General features: G+C 69.6%; 12 protein-coding genes. 5 read left to right on the plus strand and 7 right to left on the minus strand.

What is annotated here, in order from left to right; translation table 11 throughout:
• Positions 1-27 precede the first annotated feature (27 nt).
• From F464_RS0108505 to F464_RS0108525, 5 genes are all read right to left on the minus strand, one after another.
• Positions 28-600 carry a glycine zipper 2TM domain-containing protein gene (locus F464_RS0108505; protein ID WP_040394700.1) on the minus strand — a complete coding sequence of 191 codons (573 nt, stop codon included), beginning with the start codon at positions 598-600 and terminating at the stop codon, positions 28-30.
• Between the two features lie 226 nt (positions 601-826).
• Positions 827-2104: an HlyD family type I secretion periplasmic adaptor subunit gene (locus tag F464_RS28050; RefSeq protein ID WP_018989371.1), complete on the minus strand. Its 1278-nt coding sequence runs from the start codon at positions 2102-2104 to the stop codon at positions 827-829.
• Positions 2104-3828 (minus strand): type I secretion system permease/ATPase, encoded by a 1725-nt coding sequence (locus F464_RS0108515; RefSeq protein WP_018989372.1) that lies wholly within the window; start codon positions 3826-3828, stop codon positions 2104-2106. The genes F464_RS28050 and F464_RS0108515 overlap by 1 nt, the downstream gene beginning before the upstream one ends.
• 100 nt (positions 3829-3928) lie before the next feature.
• The gene (locus F464_RS0108520) at positions 3929-5515 is read right to left on the minus strand and encodes a calcium-binding protein (RefSeq protein WP_018989373.1); all 1587 of its coding nucleotides are present in this window, start codon (positions 5513-5515) and stop codon (positions 3929-3931) included.
• Positions 5516-5652: 137 nt separating this feature from the next.
• Positions 5653-6570, minus strand: a complete 918-nt coding sequence (locus F464_RS0108525; RefSeq protein ID WP_232428852.1) for an SdiA-regulated domain-containing protein — start codon at positions 6568-6570, stop codon at positions 5653-5655.
• Positions 6571-6796: 226 nt separating this feature from the next.
• Between F464_RS0108525 and recC the strand changes: the two genes are divergently transcribed.
• The 5 genes from recC (at position 6797) to F464_RS0108550 (ending at position 19618) form a co-directional block, all read left to right on the plus strand.
• A complete protein-coding gene (gene recC, locus F464_RS0108530) occupies positions 6797-10372 on the plus strand; it encodes an exodeoxyribonuclease V subunit gamma (protein ID WP_018989375.1) in 3576 nt (1191 codons plus the stop codon).
• Complete coding sequence (gene recB / locus F464_RS0108535; protein WP_018989376.1) at positions 10369-14169, plus strand: exodeoxyribonuclease V subunit beta; 3801 nt, start codon at positions 10369-10371, stop codon at positions 14167-14169. Before recC ends, recB begins: the two co-directional genes overlap by 4 nt.
• Positions 14169-16358 carry an exodeoxyribonuclease V subunit alpha gene (gene recD, locus F464_RS0108540; protein WP_018989377.1) on the plus strand — a complete coding sequence of 730 codons (2190 nt, stop codon included), beginning with the start codon at positions 14169-14171 and terminating at the stop codon, positions 16356-16358. Before recB ends, recD begins: the two co-directional genes overlap by 1 nt.
• A gap of 427 nt (positions 16359-16785) precedes the next feature.
• Positions 16786-18201 carry a sensor histidine kinase gene (locus F464_RS0108545; RefSeq protein ID WP_018989378.1) on the plus strand — a complete coding sequence of 472 codons (1416 nt, stop codon included), beginning with the start codon at positions 16786-16788 and terminating at the stop codon, positions 18199-18201.
• Positions 18202-18205: 4 nt separating this feature from the next.
• The gene (locus F464_RS0108550; protein WP_018989379.1) at positions 18206-19618 is read left to right on the plus strand and encodes a sigma-54-dependent transcriptional regulator; all 1413 of its coding nucleotides are present in this window, start codon (positions 18206-18208) and stop codon (positions 19616-19618) included.
• 57 nt (positions 19619-19675) lie between these two features.
• On the opposite strand, the gene F464_RS0108555 is transcribed toward F464_RS0108550, so the two are convergent.
• Together F464_RS0108555 and gspG are read right to left on the minus strand one after the other, a co-directional pair.
• Positions 19676-20866 carry a type II secretion system F family protein gene (locus F464_RS0108555; RefSeq protein ID WP_018989380.1) on the minus strand — a complete coding sequence of 397 codons (1191 nt, stop codon included), beginning with the start codon at positions 20864-20866 and terminating at the stop codon, positions 19676-19678.
• Positions 20867-20896: 30 nt separating this feature from the next.
• The gene (gene gspG / locus F464_RS0108560; protein WP_018989381.1) at positions 20897-21343 is read right to left on the minus strand and encodes a type II secretion system major pseudopilin GspG; all 447 of its coding nucleotides are present in this window, start codon (positions 21341-21343) and stop codon (positions 20897-20899) included.
• Positions 21344-21392: the final 49 nt, after the last annotated feature.

Here is a 21392-nt window from a genome sequence, read left to right on the forward strand (position 1 = left end):
GGGCTGCAATCGGTCCGGCGGACCGGATCAACTGCCCGAGCCGGAGCCCGATCGCGCGTCCGCACCCTGCGCCCCGGTCAGGACGAGCTGGCCATCCTTGACCGGAATGCGCGGGCCGGGCTCGTGGTCCATGCGCACGCGTCCGAGGTGCTCGCCGAGTCGATATTCGACGTCATAGCCGACGACCCGCTGGCTGGTGTCCGTCACCGTCTTGCACCGGGTTTCCGTGGTGCTGTAGGTGTCGTTGGCCTGCATGTTCTCCTGGACCTTCTTGCCCGCATAACCGCCGGCGGCTGCGCCGGCGATGGTGGCGACCTTCTTGCCGGTGCCGGCGCCGATCTGGTTGCCCAGCAGGCCGCCCGCGAGGGCGCCGACCACCGTCCCGGCGACCTGGTGTTGGTCCCTGACCGGGGCGCGACGATTCACGACGACGTCCCTGCATTCTTCGCGCGGCGTCTTGACCGTTTCGGTGAGCGCTTGCACGGCGACCACATCCGCGTACTTCGGCCCGTGCTCAACCAGGCTGTAAGTTGCGAAGGCACCTCCTGCGGTGACGCCCAGTGCTCCCAGCCCGATACCCAGCATCATTGATTTGTCCACGGCTTCTCCCGGTTCTCCGAATCTCGTGCGACGAGATCGCGGTGGGCGATTGTACGTGCGCGCCATCCGGCAGTTTCAGCGTGGAAACAAAGAGATACCTAAATTCTGGGCGTGTTTTCCATTGCCTGAGCATGCGGGGCGGTGGGCCGGGGAGGGCTTCGTTCCCCGTCCGTGCCGGCCTCCGTCCGGGCGAACGGGGGGCCAGCCGATCGCCCTGTTATCAGTCTCAGCGTTCGCGGAAGGCGCGCATCATCGTGTCGGTGACCGGTTCGAGCAGGTATTCGAGCGCGGTGCGCGGCTTGGTGCGGATGAATACCTCTGCGGCCATGCCGGGCTGCAGCTCTGCGAGCAGCGAGCCGGCTTCGGCGGCGTCGGGGATGAGCTGGACGAGGTAGAAGGTCGCACCGTCCTCGACCGTCAGCGCGTCGGGCGAGATGTAGCTGACCTTGCCGGGGAACAGCGGCGTCGTGCGGTGCGGCAGCGCGGTGAGGCGGATGTCCGCCGCCTGGCCGACGTGCAGGTCCTTGATCGAGTCGACATGCACGCGGCCTTCGAGCACGAGCGGGCCGGTGTTGGGCACGATCTCCATCAGCATCGCGCGCGGCGCGATCGTGCCGCCCGAGGTATGCACGGCGAGGTTCAGCACGCGGCCGGCGACCGGCGCGCGAATGGTCAGGCGCTGCAGCAGGTCGGAGGCGGGCCGCAGGCGGTCCTGCAGTTCCATGATGCGCGTGGTGCTGGCCTTGGCCTCTTCGGCGGCCTGGCGCACGAGGTCGCTGCGCAGCGTCACCGCGCGCAGGCGCAGTTCCTCGCGTTGGCTCTGCGCGTGGGCGATCTCGGAGCGGCGCTCTTCCTGGCGCGAGCGGTAGTCGGAGATCACGCGCTTCTGCGTCAGCAGCCGGGTGTTGGCGACGAACTTCTGGTCCTTCAGCGACGCGAGGCTGGCCATCTCCTCCTCGGCGGCCGCGGCACCCATGCGCTCGGCTTCCATCTGCGCCTTGAGCGCCTCGACTTCGTCGCCGACGCTCTTCGCCTGGTTGTCGAGCAGCGCGATCTGCGCGGCGAGCGCACGACGGCGCTCATCGAAGAGTGCCTGCTCACGGTGCATCATTTCGGCGGCGACCGGGTCGTCCTTGCGCTGCAGCAGCGCCTGCGGGAATTTCGGGGTGCTGCCGGTCATTTCCGCTTCGAGGCGGGCGTGGCGGGCGAGTTCGGCGTCGAGCGCGGTGTGCGTGACCGAGTACAGCGCCTCGGCTTGCGCGTCGCGCAGCACGATGAGCGGCTGGCCTTCGGTGACGATGTCGCCGTCGCGCACGAAGATCTCGTTCACGATGCCGCCTTCGTTGTGCTGCACGGCCTTGCGGTTGGCGTCGACCTTGGCCTGCGCCATCATGATGACGGCGCCTTGCAGCGGCGCGAGCGCGAGCCAGATGCCCACGCCCACGAAAGCGATGGCGATGATGAACTGGCCGACGCGGATGAGGCGTTTCGTCTGGTCGATCATCATGCCTCCTGCACGCGGTTGGGGGGCACGGGGGCGACGGGCGCGACAGCTGTGACGGGGGCAACGCGCTGCGGCGCGATGCGCGCGAGCAGCTCCTCGCGCGGCCCGTAGCCTTCGACGCGGCCTTCGCGCAGCACCAGCACGCGGTCTATGCAGTCGAGCAGGCTGGGTTTGTGCGTGACCATCACGACCGTCACGCCGTCGTGCGTGATCTGGCGTATGCAGCGCACGAGGCTGGCTTCGCCGTCGGCGTCGAGGTTGGCGTTGGGTTCGTCGAGGATCACGAGCGCGGGGTCGTCGTACAGCGCGCGTGCGAGACCGATGCGCTGCATCTGTCCGCCGGACAGGATGTAGTCGGTCTGGCTGATGCGGGTGTCATAGCCCTCGGGCAGGCGCAGGATCAGCTCATGCACCTGCGCCCGCTGGGCGGCGGCGATGACGCGTTCGGCGTTGACGGTGCCGAGGCGGGCGATGTTTTCGGCGATGGTGCCGGGGAACAGTTCGACGTCCTGCGGCAGGTAGCCGATGTGGCGACCGTGGCCGCTGGCGACGAGCTGGCGCACGTCCGCGCCGTCGACGCGCACGGTGCCGTGGGTCGGCGCCCACACGCCGGCGAGCAGGCGCGCGAGGCTGGACTTGCCCGAGGCGCTGGGGCCGACGATCGCGAGCGACTGGCCGGCGGGGAGCTGGAAGCTCACCTGGCGCAGGATGGTCTGCATCGCCGTGCGGCCGGCAAGGGTGACGGCCTCGACCGACAGCTCGCCGTGCGGTTCGGGCAGGCTGGTCGGCGCCGCGGTCTCGTCCTCGTCGAGGAAGGGCTTCATGCGCGCCCATGCCGCGCGTGCGAGCACGAAGTTGTTCCAGTTGCCGATGACGCTTTCGACCGGGGCGAGCGCGCGGCCCAGCAGGATGGTCGAGGCGATCATGATGCCCGGCGTGACGTGCTGGTCGATCACGAGCCATGCGCCGGTGCCCATGACGGCGACCTGGATGAACTGGCGCACGAAGCGCGACAGGCTCGTGACGCCGCTCATGATGCGGCTGGTGGCGAGCGAGGTGGCGATCACCTCGTCGTTGAGCGTGTGCCAGCGCTCGACGAAGGGGGCGGTCATGCCCATGGAGTTGAGCACGTCGGCGTTGGCCATGCCCTTGTCGATGTACTGGCCGGCGCGACGGGTGCGATCCTGCACCGCTTCGACCTTCTTGCGGTTCATGCGCTCGTTGAACAGCGCCAGCACGAGCAGGACGAGCATGCCGCCGACGGCGACGATGCCCATCAGCGGGTGGAACAGGAAGATCAGGACGACGAAGATCACGCCCCATGGCGCGTCGAACAGCGAGATGACGCCGGCGCCGGTGAGGAAGCCGCGCAGTTGTGCGACGTCGCGCAGGCCGTGCAGGTTTTCGCGGCGCTGGATGTTCGAGGCGTTGCGGATCAGCGCGACGAGCACGCGCCGGCCCAGCGTGCGGTCGAGCAGCGCGCCGGCGCGCTGCAGCAGCAGGTTGCGCAGGTAGTCGAGGGCGAGCGCCGTCAGCAGTGCGCCGGCGGTCGCGATGCTCAGCATCAGCAGGGTTTCGTCGCTGCGGCTGGCGAGCACGCGGTCGAATACCTGCAGCATGTAGAGCGAGGGGGCGAGCAGCGCGATGTTGATCGCGAGGCTGAATACGCCCGCGTTGAGGAAGATCGAGCGGAAGGTGGAGACGAACTGCCGGGTTTCTGACATCACGGGAAGGCGGCTTGCAGCCGGTGCGGCTAATTGAGCATATTGGCATGAAAAAGGCTGCCCCGGGGGCAGCCTTCGCGATTGCCGGGATACCGGGGGGTCAGGCGAACAGCACCGCTTCGTCGATGAAGTTGTGGCCGTCCTCCATGCTGGTGAGCGAGCCCTTCACGACCGCGATCTGCACCGCGGCCCCGGCCCCGCTGCCGTCCGCATCGTAATACAGCTTGCCGCCCTGCGTGTCGAGGATCAGGTAATCGTCTGTTTCCAATGCGACCGCCTTCGCGCCGACGACGACGTTTTCCGCGCTGATGCCGCCCGCGAGCGACGTGAATACGCTGGTGTCGAAGGCGAAGAAATCCTCGGTCGCATTGAAATCGTTGATGACGTCCTTGCCGCCGACGGCGACGTTGTCGAACACGAAGACGTCGCTGCCGGCTCCGCCCCAGATCTTGTCGGCGCCTTCGCCGCCGTAGATCACGTCGGCACCCGCGCCGGTGCGCAGCACGTCGTTGCCCGCGCCGCCTTCGACCCAGTTGTTACCGTCCCCGGCCACGACCTTGTCGTTGCCGCTGCCGGCGAAGATGAAATCCGCGCCGGACCCGGTCGTGATGTTGTCGTTGCCGGCACCGGATTCGACGTCGTTGTTGCCGTCGCCTGCGAGGATGCGGTCGTTGCCCGCGCCGGTGGTGATGGCGTCGTTGCCGGCACCGGTGGTGACGCGCGCGTTGCCTTCGGTGTCGAGCACGGTGTTGTTGCCGGACTCGTCGACGATCCTGTCGTTGCCGGCGCCGCCGATGATGTGGTCGTCGCCGTCGCCGCCGAAGAGCTGGTCGTTGCCCGCGCCGCCGTTGATGTGGTCGTTGCCCGCTTCACCGAAGACCTTGTCGTTGCCGGTCGAGGATTCGAGGAAGTCGTCACCGGCAGTGCCGTCTATCACGTCGCTGCCGGCGTACAGGCCGGCCATCAGCGTATCGAAGCCGCCGGAGTCGAGTCCGGCGAGCGTGGCGGCCGCATCCATCTTCAGTCCGCTGAACGTCGTGGTGGGCGCGAAGTCCAGCGGATTGCCGTCGGCATCGGTGGTCATCGTGCCCCACTCGAAGCCGCTGATCCGGCCGCTCAGCGTGCCGAAGTCGGACGAGAAGGCGTCGCCGCGCAGGCCCACGCTGCCCTTGAGCGTCACGTAGTGCCATTCGAGGGCCGGCGTGGCGAGGTTGTCGTCGAGCCAGCTGAAGGTCATGGACGTGACCTTGCCGGACATCGTGCCGTCCTCGAGGTTCATGCGCCCGGAGCCGTTCAGGATCTGGCCGGCCTGGTCACTGCCGACCATCAGGCGTGTCAGGCGCAGGTTCGAGGCGCTGAGATCACCCGCCGAATCGAGGCCGACGCGACCTCCGCCCTGCAGCGCGAAATAGTCGCCATCCGCAGCTTCGAGCCGCATGCCGTTCATCGTGAACGAGCTGGTGCCGATGGAGGTGATGCCGATCTGCAGCTGCGTGCCGTCACCCCATCCCATCTGCATGGTTCCGACGCCCGGCGGCGACATGGACGTCGGATTCGCGATCAGCATGGTGTCCGTCGCGTGGTCGATCGAAGTCATCGTCGACAGCATTTCCGCCGAGTATGCGGAAAAGGTGAAGCCGGGATCGAGCACCGGTGCGGTGCTGTGTACATCAACGAATTTCGTCATTTTCCTTCCCCTTGCGTCTTATTGCCTGAAGCCTTGTGAGCTTTTCAAGTATAGGCTGTGTAAGACAATCCTAATTTCCAAATCGGGTAAGTTTGATCTGACGCAAACTCGTGGCGATGGCGGGGAAAGTACCCCGCTCAGTCGGGGCGGAAGGCGTAGAAAAGATTCGGTTCGCTGACGACGTACAGGTTGCCGCGTTCGTCGAGCGTGACGCCTTCGGCCTGCGGGATGCTGCCGGCGAGGCCGGCGAATCCGGCGGCGAGGCCCTGATAGCCAACGTAGCGGCCGTCGGCGTCGAGTTCGAGCGCGAGCCTGGAGGCGTCGCTGAGCAGGATCAGGTGGCCGGTGCGCGGGTCGAACTCGACCGAGGAGAAATCGCGCGCGACGAACTTGTTGCGGATCCAGTCCTCGCGGTCGATCACTTCGATGTCGAGGCGGCCGGCGAGGCTCGCGCGCAGGCCGCGGATCTCGTAGAGCTTGCGTGGCGAGTGTTCCTTGACGACGAACAGGCGGTCGCGGGCTTCGTCGTAGGCGAGCCCTTCGAGGCCGGCGTTGTCGCCGCCCCCCAGCGCGAGCGTGAGCGCTGGCAGGCCGTCGCGCGACAGCGCCGCGTCGGCGCCCGCGGGCATCGGTACGACGACGAGGGTCTGGCGGCGTTCTTCGGCGAGCAGCAGCTGGCCGTTGCCCAGCACGGCGATGCCTTCGACGTCGTGGAAGCCGACCAGGGGGTGGCGCGCCAGCACGTCGCCGTCGGTGTCGAGCGCCAGCAGTTGCGGGGGTTCGTTGACGACGGCCCACAGGTGGCCGCGCTGTGCGTCCCACGCGAGGCCCGAGAGGTTGCGCGTGACGCCGGCGACGGGGTAGGCCTCGACGCTCACGCGGTAGTCGGGCAGGGCGCTGATGGTGCCTTCCGCGCGGGCGGGCCTCAGGGCGGAGATCGTCGCCGCAAAGGCGCGGTCCAGCAGTCCGCCGTCGGCCTGTTGCAGTGCCAGGGCGAGGCCCAGCATCACCGTCGCGGCAAGGCCGCCGCGCCAGCGGGCCGGGCGGGGAAGCACGAGTGTTCTGGAGTGCGGCGTCATCGTTCGGCCTGTTTATCGTTGCGCGTGTACGACTGACTATCGCAGGGCAATGTTTCAGGCGCTTGTCGACGAGCGCGGGCTGCATGCTACTGTTACCGGTTGCACGCGGCCCCGGCAAAGGGATGCGACGCGTTCTGTCGTACGCGGGCGCTACAGTGCGAGACGAATGGATTCGGTGCGGCAAGGGGAGACCGGGACAGGCATGGAGCGTGAGGACGAGGTGGCTGGCGAGCTGACGGGCGGGCTGATGGTGATCCACGGCAATCACCCGGAGGCGCTGCGCGACGTGCTGGTCGCGTGGATGAAGCGTCATCCGCTGGCGCCGCTGGAGAACGAGCTGATCCTCGTGCAGAGCAACGGCATCGCGCAGTGGCTGAAGATGGCGCTGGCGGCCGACGAGGCGGCCGGGGGCTGCGGTATCGCCGCGGCGCTGGACGCCTTCCTGCCCTCGCGCTTCGTGTGGCAGGCGTATCGTGCGGTGCTGGGCGGCGAGGCGGTGCCGGAAGTGTCGCCCTTCGACAAACCTCTTCTCGTGTGGCGGCTGATGCGGCTGTTGCCCGCATTGCTCGCGCGCGACGAGTTCGCGCCGCTCGCGCGCTTCCTGTCGGACGACGAGGACTTGCGCAAGCGCCACCAGCTCGCCGAGCGCCTCGCCGACCTCTTCGACCAGTACCAGATGTACCGTGCCGACTGGCTCGAGGCCTGGGCTGCGGGCGAGGACGTGCTGCTCACGGCGCGCGGCGGGCGCGAGCCCTTGCCGGCGGCACAAGCCTGGCAGCCGGCGCTGTGGCGCGCACTGCTGGAGGACGTCGGCCCGGCACTCGCGGGCAGCGGCCGCGCCGCCGTGCATACGCGCTTCCTCGATGCTGTCGCGGGGATGCGCGACGCGCCCCGGCCGCCCGCGCTGCCGCGGCGCGTGATGGTGTTCGGCATCTCCTCGCTGCCGGCGCAGACGCTGGAGGTGCTCGCGGCGATCGCGCAGTGGAGCCAGGTGCTGCTGTGCGTGCATAACCCGTGCGAGCATTACTGGGCCGACATCGTCGCGGACAAGGATCTGCTGCGCGCGAGCGGCTCGCGCCACGCGCGCCGCGCCGGCATGCCGGCCATGCTGGGGGAGGAGGAACTGCACCTGCACGCCCATCCGCTGCTCGCGGCCTGGGGCAAGCAGGGGCGGGACTTCATCGGCCTGCTCGACGAGCACGACGCGGGCGAGGCGCGCGAGCGCTATGCGCGCCGTTTCGCCGAGGTCGGCACGCGTATCGACCTGTTCGCGCCGCATGGCGAGGGCTCGCTGCTGCACCAGCTGCAGGACGACATCCGCGACCTGCGTCCGCTCGCCGAGACGCGCACGCGCTGGCCGGCGGTCGATCCGGCGACGGACACGTCGATCCGCTTCCACGTCGCGCACGGCCCGCAGCGCGAGGTCGAGATCCTGCATGACCAGCTGCTGGCGGCCTTCAACGCCGACGCGAGCCTGCGTCCGCGCGACGTGATCGTGATGGTGCCGGATATCGACGCCTACGCGCCGCACATCCAGGCGGTGTTCGGCCTGCTCGACGCCGAGGATCCGCGCTCCATCCCCTTCACGGTCGCCGACCAGGGCCTGCGCCACCACGATCCGCTGCTGGGCGCGGTCGAGAAGCTGCTGGGCCTGCCGCAGTCGCGCGTGGCCGTCTCCGACGTGCTCGATCTCCTCGAAGTGCCCGCGCTGCGCGCGCGCTTCGGCATCGCGGAGGACGAGCTGCCGCTGCTGCACCGCTGGGTGCGCGGCGCGAACATCCGCTGGGGCCTGCACGCGGAGCAGCGCGCGAGCCTGGGCCTGCCCGACGGGGCGGAGCAGAACTCGTGGCTGTTCGGCCTGCGCCGCATGCTGCTGGGCTATGCGGTGGGCAGCGCGGGGGATGGCGCGGGGAACGCCAATGAGGCCTGGCAGGGCATCGAGCCCTACGACGAGATCGGCGGCCTCGATGCGGGCCTGGTCGGGCCGCTCGCGACGCTGCTGGAGCGTCTCGACGCCGCGTGGCGAGGGCTGCGCGAGGCGGCGACGGTCGAGGACTGGTGCCGGCGCCTGCGCGGCCTGCTCGCGGACTTCTTCGACCCCGCCGACGCCAGCGGCGCCTACACGCTGCAGCGGCTCGAATCCGCGCTGCAGGCTTGGCAGGAAGCCTGCGCCGCCGCGGGGCTCGCCGAGGCGCTGCCGCTGTCGGTGGTGCGCGAACACTGGCTCGCGCAGATCGATGATTCGGGCCTGTCGCAGCGTTTCTTCGCCGGCGCGGTGACTTTCGCGACGCTGATGCCGATGCGCGCGATCCCCTTCCGCCACGTGTGCCTGCTGGGGATGAACGACGGCGAGTACCCGCGCACGCGCGTGCCGATGGACTTCGACCTGATGGGGCGCGATTACCGCCCCGGCGACCGTTCGCGCCGCGAGGACGACCGCTACCTGTTCCTCGAAGCGCTGCTCTCCGCGCGCGAGCGCCTGCACCTGAGCTGGGTCGGGCGCAGCATCCACGACAACACCGCGCGCCCGCCTTCGGTGCTGGTCGGGCAGCTGCGCGACCACCTCGCGGCGGGCTGGCGGCTCGCGGGGCGGGATGGCGAGGGGGCAGGCGAGGGGCTCCTCGCCGCGATCACCGTCGAGCACCGCCTGCAGCCCTTCAGCCCGGATTACTTCCCGGCCGATGGTGCCGCCTCGCCGCTGTTCACCTATGCGCGCGAGTGGCACGATGGGCACGATGGGCACGACGGCGTTGCGGGTGATGCCACCGCGCCCGTGCCGCTTCCGCCGCTCGAAGAGCCCGAGCCGCTGACGCTGCGCGAGCTTGCCGATTTTCTCAAGGAGCCCGCGAAGGTCTTCCTGCGCCGGCGCCTGGGCGTGTATTTCGAGCTCCCCGACCCGGCGAGCGAGGACCACGAGCCCTTCGCGCTCGACGCGCTGCAGAACTGGCAGCTGCAGGACGAGCTGATCGCCGCCCAGCTCGACGCGCTGGGCCGTGGCGATGCGCGCGAGGCGGCGCTGGAAAGCGCGCTCGCGCGCATCGAACGCCGCGGCGAGCTCGCACCCGGGCGCTTTGCGGCGCTGGCGCAGGTGCAGCTCGCCGAGCCGATGGCAAGCCTCTTCGAGCGCTACGCGCAGGCGCTCGCGGACTGGCCCGAGGTGGTCGAGCCGGACGAGGAACTCGCCTTCGCACACGAGGCCGGCGGTGCGCAGCTCGTCGTCGCCGATCGCCTCGGCGGCCTGCGCCGCAATACGGAAGGCGCGCGCGGGCGGCTCGTGCTGGAAAGCGGCAGCGTCATCAAGGACGGCAAGTACCGCCGCGACAAGCTCCTCGGCCACTGGGTCGCGCATGTGGCCGGCCATCTCGGCGGCGTGCCGCTGACGAGCCGCATCGTCAGCAAGGCGGGCGATGCGCCGATCAACCCGCTCGCACCCGAAGCGGCGCAGGAATACGTCTGCCGCCTGCTGGAAGCCTGGCACGAGGGGCTCACGCGCCCGCTGCCGCTCGCGGCGCAGACGGCCTTCGCGTGGATCGGCAAAGGGGGGCGCCCGGACACGCCCAAGGACAGCGACGCCGGGCGCGAGGCGCGCATCGCCTTCGACGGCGACGGCTTCATGCGCCAGGGCGAGCGCGCCTACAGCGTCTATCTCGCGCGCACGTGGCCGGATTTCGACGCGCTGTGGGCCGGCGGCGAGTTCGCGCGGCTTGCGGACATGCTGCTGCGCCCGCTGTACGACGCGGTCGGCGCGTCCAGGGGCAGCAAGGGACACGAGGCATGAATCCGCAGACAATGACCGCCCCGCAGACACTCGACCCGCTCGCCTTCCCGCTGCACGGCAGCCGCCTCATCGAGGCGAGCGCCGGCACGGGCAAGACCTTCACGATCGCCGCGCTGTACGTGCGCCTCGTGCTCGGCCACGGCGGCGAGGCCGCCTTCGCGCGCGCGCTGACGCCGCCCGAGATCCTCGTCGTGACCTTCACCGACGCCGCGACCAAGGAGCTGCGCGACCGCATCCGCGCGCGGCTGGCCGAGGCGGCGGGGTATTTCCGCGCCGATCCGTTCGGTGTCGGGCAGCAGGAGCCGGGCAAGGATCTCCTGCACGACCTGCGCGCCGACTATCCGCCGGAAAGCTGGCCCGGCTGCGCGCGCAAGCTGCAGCTCGCCGCGGAATGGATGGACGAGGCCGCGGTGTCGACCATCCACGGCTGGTGCAAGCGCATGCTCAACGAGCACGCCTTCGACAGCGACAGCCTGTTCACGCAGCAGCTCGAAACCGACCAGCGCGAACTGCTCGCCGAGGTCGTGCGCGATTTCTGGCGCAGTTTCTTCGTGCCGCTGGACGAGCGCGCGGTCGCGGAGATTGCCGGCTGGTGGGCGACGCCGGACGCGCTGCAGGGCGAGCTGGGCAAGCTCGTCGAGCACGCCGCGGAACTGGACGATGCGCCGCAGCCGGCCGACGCGATGGCCGCCGCGCGCGAGGAGAAGGCGCAGGCGCTCGCGGCGCTCAAGGCGCCGTGGCCCGGATGGGCGGACGAGCTGGAAACCCTGCTGGACGCAGCGGTCGCCGCGAAGCAGGTCAACGGCCGCAAGATCCAGAAGCGCTTTTACCAGCCCTGGCTCGACGCCCTGCGCGCCTGGGCGTCGGATGACGCTGCAGTGGCACCGGGGCTCAACAGCGGGTGGGACCGCCTCACGCCCGAAGGAATCGCCGACGGATGGAAGGAAGGCGTCGCGCCGCCCGCGCACCCCGCCTTCGATGCGATCCCCCGCCTGCAGGCCGCGCTCGCCGAGCTGCCCGATGCGCGCGCCGAGCTGCTGTGCTTCGCCGCGCGCTGGGTCGCCCGGCGCTTCGCCGCCGAGCAGCAGCGTCGAGCGCAGATGGGCTTCAACGATCTGCTCACGCGCCTCGCAGCGGCGCTGCGCCAGCCCAACGGCGAACGCCTCGCCGAACTGATCCGCCGGCAGTTCCCGGTCGCGCTGATCGACGAGTTCCAGGACACCGACCCGGTCCAGTACGACATCTTCGACCGCGTCTATCGCATCGCCGACAACGCGCCCGACGCCGGCGTGGTGCTGATCGGCGACCCCAAGCAGGCGATCTACGCCTTCCGCGGCGCGGACATCTTCACCTACCTGCGCGCGCGCCGCGACGCCGGCGGACGCCTGTTCACGCTGGGCACCAACTACCGCTCGACCGACGCGATGGTCGCGGCGGTGAACCGCTGCTTCGCCCAGGCCGAAGCGCGCGAGGACGGTGAGGGCGCCTTCCTGTTCCGCGCGCAGGACGACAACCCCGTGCCCTTCCACGCCGTCGCGGCGAGGGGACGGCGCGAGCGCCTCGTCGCGGACGGGGCGCCGGTCACTGCGCTGACGTGCTGGGCGCTCGCGCCGCGTGAGGCGGGCAAGGCGGTTGGCGTCACGGACTACCGCGCGCGCATGGCCGCGAGCTGTGCCGCGGAGATCGTGAGCCTGTTGAACCTGGGCCAGCAGGGGCGGGCGGGTTTTGCGCGCGAGGGTGACGCAAGTGCGGGCGAAGCCTTCGCCGCGCTGCGCCCGGCCGACATCGCGATCCTCGTGAACAGCCGCAAGGAAGCCGACGCGGTGCGTGCCGAGCTCGCCGCGGGCGGGGTGCGCAGCGTCTATCTCTCCGACCAGGAATCGGTGTTCGCCAGCCCGCAGGCGGAAGAGCTGCAGCGCTGGCTCGCCGCCTGCGCCGAACCGGACGACGCCGGCCTGCTGCGGGCCGCGCTCGCGACCCCCAGTCTGGGTCTGGACTGGAGCGCGCTCGATCGCCTGCGCCGCGACGAACTCGCGTGGGAAGGCCGCGTGCTGCAGTTCCGCGCCTACCGCCAGCTGTGGCGCCGCCAGGGCGTGCTGCCGATGCTGCGCCGCCTGCTGGGCGACTTTGGCGTGCCGCGGCGGCTCCTCGGCGGGGCAGGGGACGCGCCGGTCGATGGCGAGCGTGCGCTCACCGACCTGCTGCATCTCGCGGAACTGCTGCAGCACGCCAGCGTCGCGCTCGACGGCGAACATGCGCTGATCCGTCACCTCGCCGAGCAGCGCGCCGACGCCGGGAACGGCGATGACGCGAGGAAACTGCGCCTGGAGAGCGACGCCGACCTCGTGCAGGTCGTCACCGTGCACAAATCCAAGGGCCTCGAATATCCGCTGGTGTTCCTGCCCTTCGCGTGCACCTACTTCGAAACCACGGCGAAGAGCCTGCCGCTCAAGCTGCACGACGCCGAGGGCGGGCTCCGGCTCGTGCTGGAACCGGAAGGCGACGACGTCCCGCATGCCGACCGCGAGCGCCTCGGCGAGGATTTGCGCAAGCTCTACGTCGCGCTGACGCGCGCGCGCCACGCGACCTGGATAGGCGTCGCGCCGGTGGACAAGCTCGAACTCAGCGCGCTGGGCTATCTTCTCGCCGGTGGCGCGCCGATCGCGGTGGCCGCCTTGCCCGAGGCGCTGGACGCCCTGCGCGGCAGCTGCAAGGACATCGCGATCGAGCCCGCCCCGGCGAGCGTGGGCGCGCGCTTCGTGCCGCAGGTTGCGCGCAGCGCAGTCGGTGCCGCGCGCGAACCGCGCCGGCCGGTGCGCGAATTCTGGTGGATCGCGAGCTATTCGGCGCTGCGCACCGCGGAGGCGGATGGCGCGGAAGCCGGCGCGCGCGAGTTTGCCGCAGCCGGGGCAGGTTCCGTCGCCGTGCCCGCCCTTGCTCCGCAACCCACGATTGTTCCACCACTCCCCGCCGCGCAAACGCCCGCCGAGGAGACCTTCGCCGAGATCCTCGACGAAGCCCCCGGCGCCCTGCTTGCCCCCGGCGGTGATCAGCGCCTGCACCGCTTCGCGCGCGGGGCCGGCCCCGGCACCTTCCTGCACGAGATCCTCGAATGGGCCGCGCGCGAAGGCTTCGGCCGCGTGCTCGCAGCGCCCGCACGCACCCGCGACATGATCGCGCGCCGCTGCGCCGTGCGCGGCTGGAGCCACTGGACCGAAACGCTCACGCGCTGGCTGCTCGACTTCATCGCGACGCCGCTGCCGCTGCCCGGCGGCGCAGCGCCGCGGTTGGCCGAGCTCGCGGGCGCCCGCCCCGAGATGGAGTTCTGGTTCGCGACGCACCGCGCCGACCTCGTCCGCCTCGACGCCCTCGTGCGCGCGCACACGCTCGCCGCCGCGCCGCGCCCGGAGCTCGCGCCGGGCCAGCTCAACGGCCTGCTCAAGGGCTTCATCGACCTCGTCTTCGAACACCAGGGGCGCTACTACGTGGCCGACTACAAATCCAACTGGCTGGGGCCGGACGACGCGGCCTACACGCCTGCCGCGATGCGCGACGCCGTGCTCGCGAAGCGCTACGAGCTGCAGTACGTGCTCTACCTCTTCGCGCTGCACCGCCTGCTCAAATCGCGCCTGCCCGATTACGACTACGACCGCCACGTCGGCGGCGCGGTGTACCTCTTCCTGCGCGGCAGCCACGCGCCGACCCGCGGCGTGCATGCCGAGCGTCCGCCGCGCGCGCTGATCGAGGCGCTCGATGCCGAATTCGGCATGGCGGTGGCCGCCGGGGAGGGCCGGTGATGGCGCGCGCGAGCAAGGGCAGCCGTCCCGGCGCCGACCGCATGGACGACCTGTTCGCGGCCGACGCCGCGCCGGCCCGCACGGACATCCCGGCGCTGCTGCGCCGCTGGGCCGAGCGCGGCTGGCTGCGTCCGCTCGACCGCGTGTTCGCGGAATTCCTGCGCGACGAGGCGCCCGCCGCCGACCCGCTGCTGCTGCTGGCCGCGGCGCTCGCGAGTCACCAGCTCGGCCGTGGCCACGTGTGCCTCGACCTCGCCGCGACGCTCGCCGACCCGCGCTTCGCGCTCTCGCTGCCGCCCGAGGGGGATGACGAGACGGATCTGCCGCCGCTCCCGGACGAGGCGCTGGCGGGCGTGACGCTCGAGCGCTGGCGCGCGGCGATCGTGCATCCGCTGCTGGTAGCGATTCCCGGGTGCAGGGTGGATGAGGCGCAGCCCTTATCCGCCGCCATCTCCGACCGCTCGGCAGCGAACACTCCGCTCGTTCTCGTCGGCACCCGCCTCTACCTGCGTCGCTACTGGCAATACGAATGCGACGTGCGCGCGGGTATCGCCGCGCGGCTGGCCGCACCGCCCGCTGAGCCCGATCCGACGGCCTTCCGCCAGGCGCTCGACGCGCTCTTCCCGCCGCGCGCGGACGGTGCCGTGGATTGGCAGAAGCTCGCCTGCGCGCTGGTCGCGCGCAGCGCCTTCGGTATCGTCACCGGCGGCCCCGGCACCGGCAAGACGACCACCGTCGTGCGCCTGCTCGCGCTACTGCAAAGCCTCGCGCTCACCGGGCCGCAGCGGCGCCCGCTGCGCATCCGGCTGGCCGCGCCCACCGGCAAGGCCGCCGCGCGGCTCAACGAGTCGATCGCCGGTGCGGTCGAGAAGCTCCAGCTCGACCACCTGCCCGGCGGCGAAGCCGTGCGCGCGGCGATCCCGGTCGCGGTCGGCACGCTGCACCGCCTGCTCGGCAGCCGCCCCGACACGCGCCACTTCCGCCACGATGCGCGCAACCCGCTGGCGCTGGATGTGCTCGTCGTCGACGAGGCCTCGATGGTCGATCTCGAGATGATGGCCGCGGTGCTCGCGGCGCTGCCCGCGCACGCACGTCTCGTGCTGCTCGGCGACAAGGACCAGCTTGCGTCGGTCGAGGCCGGCGCGGTGCTCGGCGAACTGTGCGCCCGCGCGGGCAGAGCACATTACACGCCGGCCACACGCGACTGGCTCGCCGGCGTGACCGGCGCGCGTATCGACGACGCTCTCGTCGACCCGCGGGGCGAAGCGCTCGACCAGGCCGTGGCGATGCTGCGCACGAGCCACCGCTTCACCGCCGACAGCGGCATCGGCCGCCTCGCCGAGGCCGTCAATACCGGCGACTTCGTCGCGATGCACGGGCTGCTGGACGGATCGGGGCCGCGGCCCTGCGTCGATATCGCGCGCCTGCGGCTGGCCGGCGACGCCGACTTGCGCGCCCTCGTCATCGACGGCGGCGCGGAGAATTTCCCCGGTGGCGCTCAGCGCGCCTGCAACGGTGCGCCCTCGCCGCTCGTGGGTTTCGGCCATTACCTGCAGGTGATGCGTGCGGAGCGGCCCCCGCTGAGTGCCGCGCAGGCCGACTTCGACCGCTGGGCGCGCGCGGTGCTCGCCGCACAGGGACGTTTCCAGCTGCTGTGCGCGCTGCGCCGCGGCCCGTGGGGCGTCGAAGGGCTCAACGAACGCGTCGCCCGCATGCTGCACGCGGCCGGCCTGATTCCGGCCGATCACAGCTGGTATCCCGGCCGGCCCGTGCTCGTCACGCGCAACGACTACGGCCTGGGGCTCATGAACGGCGACGTCGGCGTGACCCTCGAACTGCCGCGCCCCGCGCCGGATGGCGGACTGCAGTGGGGCCTGCGCGTGGCCTTCCCCGCCGGCGACGGTAGCGCGGCCGTCCGCTGGGTGCTGCCGAGCCGGCTGCAGGCGGTCGAGACGGTGTACGCGATGACGGTGCACAAGTCGCAGGGTTCCGAGTTCACGCACGCCGCGCTGGTGCTGCCCGACAGCCTGAACCCCGTCCTCACGCGCGAGCTCGTGTACACGGGCATCACCCGCGCGCGCCAGTGGCTGACGCTGGCCACCGCGGGTTCCGACCGTGTGCTGGACGAGGCGGTCGACCGGCGCGTGCTGCGCGCGAGCGGCCTGATGGCGGCTCCGTCCCGCGCGTGAGCCGGCGGGCGGCCGTCGATCGGCGTCGCCAGGCAATGTTCACCCCCTCCTGATCGCCGCCGTGCGCACGATGTCGCCGGCAAGTGCGCGGATCGGTGCTTGGCAGCATCCGGATGTCGGGCAGGCTCATCACGCGTGCGCCGGTCTTTTGCAAGTCACATGCCATACCCAATAAGTAATAGAGTTGTATCCGTATATATGTATCAGTCGGCGTAAAAGCCGGAAAATGCGGGGGATTTCGGGTGGGGAATCCCCCCCCATTTTGGGGAGTTTGGGCCGTCTGAAATGGCAATTGAATGCCACCGCACGGCGTACATTCAGTAACGTTAAGTCGATCACGGTGGCGACCGCGATTTGGCGTCACACTGGCCGAACCTGTGTCCGGGGCATCTCACCCGGTCCCCTGCTTCTGTGGAGTTTCACGGACATGGACGGTATCCGGAAGCCCTTCAACCTGCGCAAATGGTTTTCCATCGTCAGCCTGGCGGTGACCGGCGGGGCCGCCATCGTCTCGGGCGCGATCCTGTCGAACTTTTTCGTCACCGAAGCGATCAAGCGCGACGCGATGCTGACGCGGCAGTTCATCCAGTCGATCGCCGAGATCGAGCTGCGTCATGCCCGTTTCGGTCCCGTCGGTGTGTCCTTCGGCGCCATCCTCGACGAACGCCTCTCGGCGCAGGATCTCGGCCTCGAGCCGGAAAACCTCGCGCGTGCGCGCCAGGAATTCTTCGATCACCTGCGCCAGATGCCCGAGGCGCTGCTCGCCACCGTGTTCGCAACCGACGGCTACGTGATCTGGTCAACCAATCCGCTGTTGATAGGCAAGACGCTGCCCGACAACGACGAACTGGAGGAGGTCATCGAACGCCGCGAGGCGGTCGCGGGAGGACACCTGAAGGGGACCGCCGGCTCGAAGATGGAGCAGCAGTTCATGCGCTATCCCGAGGACATCTATATCGAGAACTACGTGCCCTTGTTCGACCGGGATGGCTCGGTGGCTTCGGTCGTCGAAATCTACAAGGAACCGCGCGAACTCATCTACTCGCTCAAGCGCGGCTACCTGCTGATCTGGCTCGCTGCCTTCCTTTCGGGCGCGGCCGTGTACCTGTGTCTGCGCTGGATCATCATCCGCGCCGCCCGCCAGATCGACACCCAGCAGCGCGAATTGGTCGAAAACAAGACCCTGGTCGCGCTCGGCGAAATGTCCTCGGCCGTCGCGCACGGCCTGCGCAACCCGCTTGCGTCGATCCGCTCCAGCGCCGAGGTCGCCCTCGAAGTCGCTGACCCGTCGACCGCGAAGAACCTCACAGACATCGTTACCCAGGTCGATCGGCTCTCAAAGTGGGTACGAGAATTGCTTCAATTTTCGAAGCCGATCAGCGACGAACGCGAGGCCGTGAAGATCGATTCGGCCCTGAACAACGCGCTGTCCACCTACGAGGTGCAGATCCACCGCGCCGGCATCGAAGTCGACTGGACGCCCGAGGCGGCGCCTGCGGTCGAGGTGCATGCGAACGGAGCGCTGCTCGAGCAAGTGCTGAACAGCGTGCTGTCCAATGCCATCGAAGCCATGCCGCGCGGCGGGCGCCTCGGCGTGTCGGTGGCGCCGCCGGAGCACGATCGGGTAACCATCGAGATTGTCGATACGGGCTGCGGGATGTCGGCGAAGCAGATCGAAAAGGTCTTCAAGCCTTTCTACACGACGAAACGCGGCGGGCTGGGTGTCGGTCTGGTGTTGGTAAAGCGGATAATGGAACGATTCGGTGGGAACGTCGTGCTGGACAGCAAGGAGCAGGCGGGAACCACCGTGCGTCTGACATTCAAGGTAGCGGAGCAGGAGTAAGGAAATGCCAAACACGATCCTGGTCGTCGAGGACGACGAGATCCTGGGCGACAACATTTGTACCAGCCTCAAGCGCAATGGCTGGGATGCACAGCTGGCTGGCTCTTCGGAAGAGGCTCTCAAGCTGTTGTCGATGCTGCACCCCGATGTCGTTCTCACCGACCTCAACCTGCCGGGCATCACCGGCATCGAGCTGATCGCCAAGGTGCGCGAAGCCGAGCCGGAAACGAAGGTCATTCTCATGACCGGGGACGGCAACGTGCAGCGTGCGGTCGAGGCGATGAAGGCTGGCGCCTACGACTACCTCACCAAGCCCCTCGTGCTGGCCGAGCTCAAGCTCCTCATCGAGCGCGCCCTCGAGGCGCGGCGCATGGAAAAGACGCTGTCCTTCTACCAGGAGCGGGAGACACGCGATGCCGGCGTGGCGGCGCTGATCGGCGCCTCGGGCCCGATGCAGGCGATGAAGAACATGATCCGCCAGCTTCTCGAGGCCGAGAAGCACATGCCCGTGAACGAGCTGCCCGTGGTCCTCATCAACGGCGAAACCGGCACCGGCAAGGAACTCGTCGCGCGTGCCCTGCACGTCGACGGCACGCGCAGCGCCGGCCCCTTCGTCGAAGTGAACTGTGCCTCGATCCCGTCGCATCTGCTGGAGGCCGAGCTGTTCGGCCACGAGAAGGGCGCCTTCACCGACGCGCGCGACCGCCGCGCCGGCCTCGTCGAAGCGGCCGACGGCGGCACGCTCTTCCTCGACGAGATCGGCGAGATCGACCTCGCGCTGCAGGCCAAGCTGCTCAAGCTGCTCGAAGAGCGCACGATCCGGCGCCTCGGCTCGGTCAAGGAGATCAAGGTCAACCTGCGCATCATCAGCGCCACCAACCGCGACCTCGAAAAGATGGTGCGCGAAGGCAAGTTCCGCAGCGACCTCTACTTCCGCCTGCGCATCATCACCGTCAAGGTGCCGCCGCTGCGCGACCGCGACGAAGACATCGTCACGCTGGCCAAGCACTACCTCGAACAGCACGCCCGCCGCTACGGCAAGCCGGGCCTGTACTTCAACGACGACGCGTTCGCCGTGCTGAAGAGCTACGCCTGGCCGGGCAACGTGCGCGAACTGCGCAACATGCTCGAGCAGACGGTGCTGCTCGCCGCCGGCAAGGTCATCACGCCCAACCAGCTGGCGATCTGCCCGGGCCTGTACGGAAGCTGCGACCGCGACTTCCACTCGCTCGACTCCTACTGCATGTCGGTGCCGTCTACGGGCGTCAGCGTCCCGGAAGTCGAGCGCGACCTCGTCATCAAGATGCTCGACAAGACCGACTGGAATGTCACCAAGTCCGCACGCCTGCTGGGCCTCACGCGCGACATGCTGCGCTACCGCATCGAGAAGCTGGGCCTGGAGCGTCCGGAGCGCTGACGGGAAGGAATACGGGAAGGGAGGGAGAGGGGGCGCGGCGCAAGCCGCGCCCTTTTTTCACTGGATGCTGCTTGCCAACTCGAAGATCGGGATGTACATCAGGATCACGATGACGCCGATCACCAGGCCGATGAAGGTCATCAGCAGCGGCTCGAACAGGCGCACAAACCACTCGATGAAGCGGCTCATCTCCTCGTCGTAGAAGTCGGCCGTGCGCTCCATCATCTCGCCGAGGTTGCCGGCGTGCTCGCCCGCGCGCAGCATGCGCAGCGACACCGGCGTGGCCATGCGGTGTTCCTCCAGCGCCCACGACAGCGCCTGGCCTTCGCGGATGCGGGCGGCGACTTCGTCGAGGCGGCTGCGCGTGGCGGCCGCGAGCAGGCCGCGCACCATGCCGATTGCGGTCAGGATGGGGATGCCGCCCTGCAGCAGGATGCCCAGCGAACGGTAGAAGCGCGCCATCTCGTAGACGAACAGCCGCTTGCGGATCGCCGGCACCGCCTCCAGCACCTGCGACAGCGCGCGCCGCACCGGCGGCTGGCGCAGCAGCAGCGTTGCGCCGGCGAGCACGGCGAGTGCGCCGCCGCCCAGTTCCAGCTGATGCGTGTGCAGGAACTGCCCCGAAGCCAGCAGCACGCGCGACAGCCACGGCAGCTTGGTGCCGACGTCCTCGAACACCGCCGCGAAGCGCGGCACGACGTAGCCGACCAGGAACAGCAGCACCCCGCAGCCGACGAGGAACAGCAGCACCGGATACACCGAGGCGCTGACGATCTTCTGCCGCACCTCGTCCACGCGGCCGCGGTAGGCCACGTAGCGGCCCAGCGCGGCGCCCACGTCGCCGGTCTTCTCGCTCGACTGGATCAGCGCCACGTACAGCTCGGGAAACACCTCCGGCGCGCGCGCCAGGGCCTGCGACAGCGACTTGCCCTCGTACAGCGCGCGCACCAGGTCGTCCAGCACCTTGCGCGCGTGGCCGTCGCTTTCCTTCTCCGCGAGGCTCTCCAGCGCGTCGATCAGCGCCAGGCCCGCCTTCAGCAGCGTGGCCAGCTCCTGGCTGAACAGTACCAGCGGGAACACCTCCTTGCGCTGCCAGCGCAGCGCCGGCAGGCGTTGCGCCGCGCGCAGCGACATCACGCGCAGGCCCTGGTCCTCGGCCTGGCGACGCGCGTCGGCGAGGCTGGTGGCGTCTATCGTCAGGGCGACGACGCCCGCATCCCGACCGACACCCTTGACGAGGAAGCGCATGGCGGCACCCGGCGCGACGCGGTCAGCGCCTCACTCCCAGCTCACGATGTCGGCGTTCTCGCCCTCGCCGCCGGGCTGGCCGTCCTTGCCCAGCGAGTACACGTCGTACTCGCCATGCTCGCCCGGCGCCGCGTAGACGTAGTTGCGGCCCCACGGGTCCGCCGGAACGCTCTTCTGCAGATAGGGGCCGCCCCACTTCGTCTCGTTGGCGGGGCGGGTCACCAGCGCTGCGAGCCCCTGTTCGGTCGTGGGGTAGTGGCCGGTGTCGAGGCGGTACAGGTCCAGCGCCTTCACCAGGCCCTCGACCTGCGCACGGGCGGCCTTCACTTCCGACTTGCCGAGCTGGCTGAAGTACTTCGGGGCCACCAGGCCGGCGAGCAGGCCCAGCACCACCAGCACCACCAGCAGTTCCAGCAGCGTGAAGCCGCGCGAGGTGCCACCAGTGAGGCTGCGGCGGAACATTCGACGATCGTCCATGGGCTTTGCTCGCTCAGTTGATTAGGTGTCCGCCAGTGTGGGACCAGGC

The organism is Aromatoleum toluclasticum ATCC 700605 (assembly GCF_000378245.1).
In the GTDB taxonomy this organism is placed as follows: Bacteria; Pseudomonadota; Gammaproteobacteria; order Burkholderiales; family Rhodocyclaceae; genus Aromatoleum; species Aromatoleum toluclasticum.

What these genes read in the sequence shown, in the direction of transcription:
- F464_RS0108545 (WP_018989378.1), top strand. Translation starts at nt 16,786, where the DNA reads ATGGACGGTATCCGGAAGCCCTTCAACCTGCGCAAATGGTTTTCCATC.
- F464_RS28050 (WP_018989371.1), bottom strand. Translation starts at nt 2,104, where the DNA reads ATGATCGACCAGACGAAACGCCTCATCCGCGTCGGCCAGTTCATCATC.
- F464_RS0108520 (WP_018989373.1), bottom strand. Translation starts at nt 5,515, where the DNA reads ATGACGAAATTCGTTGATGTACACAGCACCGCACCGGTGCTCGATCCC.
- recB (WP_018989376.1), top strand. Translation starts at nt 10,369, where the DNA reads ATGAATCCGCAGACAATGACCGCCCCGCAGACACTCGACCCGCTCGCC.
- F464_RS0108555 (WP_018989380.1), bottom strand. Translation starts at nt 20,866, where the DNA reads ATGCGCTTCCTCGTCAAGGGTGTCGGTCGGGATGCGGGCGTCGTCGCC.
- gspG (WP_018989381.1), bottom strand. Translation starts at nt 21,343, where the DNA reads ATGGACGATCGTCGAATGTTCCGCCGCAGCCTCACTGGTGGCACCTCG.
- F464_RS0108515 (WP_018989372.1), bottom strand. Translation starts at nt 3,828, where the DNA reads ATGTCAGAAACCCGGCAGTTCGTCTCCACCTTCCGCTCGATCTTCCTC.
- recD (WP_018989377.1), top strand. Translation starts at nt 14,169, where the DNA reads ATGGCGCGCGCGAGCAAGGGCAGCCGTCCCGGCGCCGACCGCATGGAC.
- recC (WP_018989375.1), top strand. Translation starts at nt 6,797, where the DNA reads ATGGAGCGTGAGGACGAGGTGGCTGGCGAGCTGACGGGCGGGCTGATG.
- F464_RS0108550 (WP_018989379.1), top strand. Translation starts at nt 18,206, where the DNA reads ATGCCAAACACGATCCTGGTCGTCGAGGACGACGAGATCCTGGGCGAC.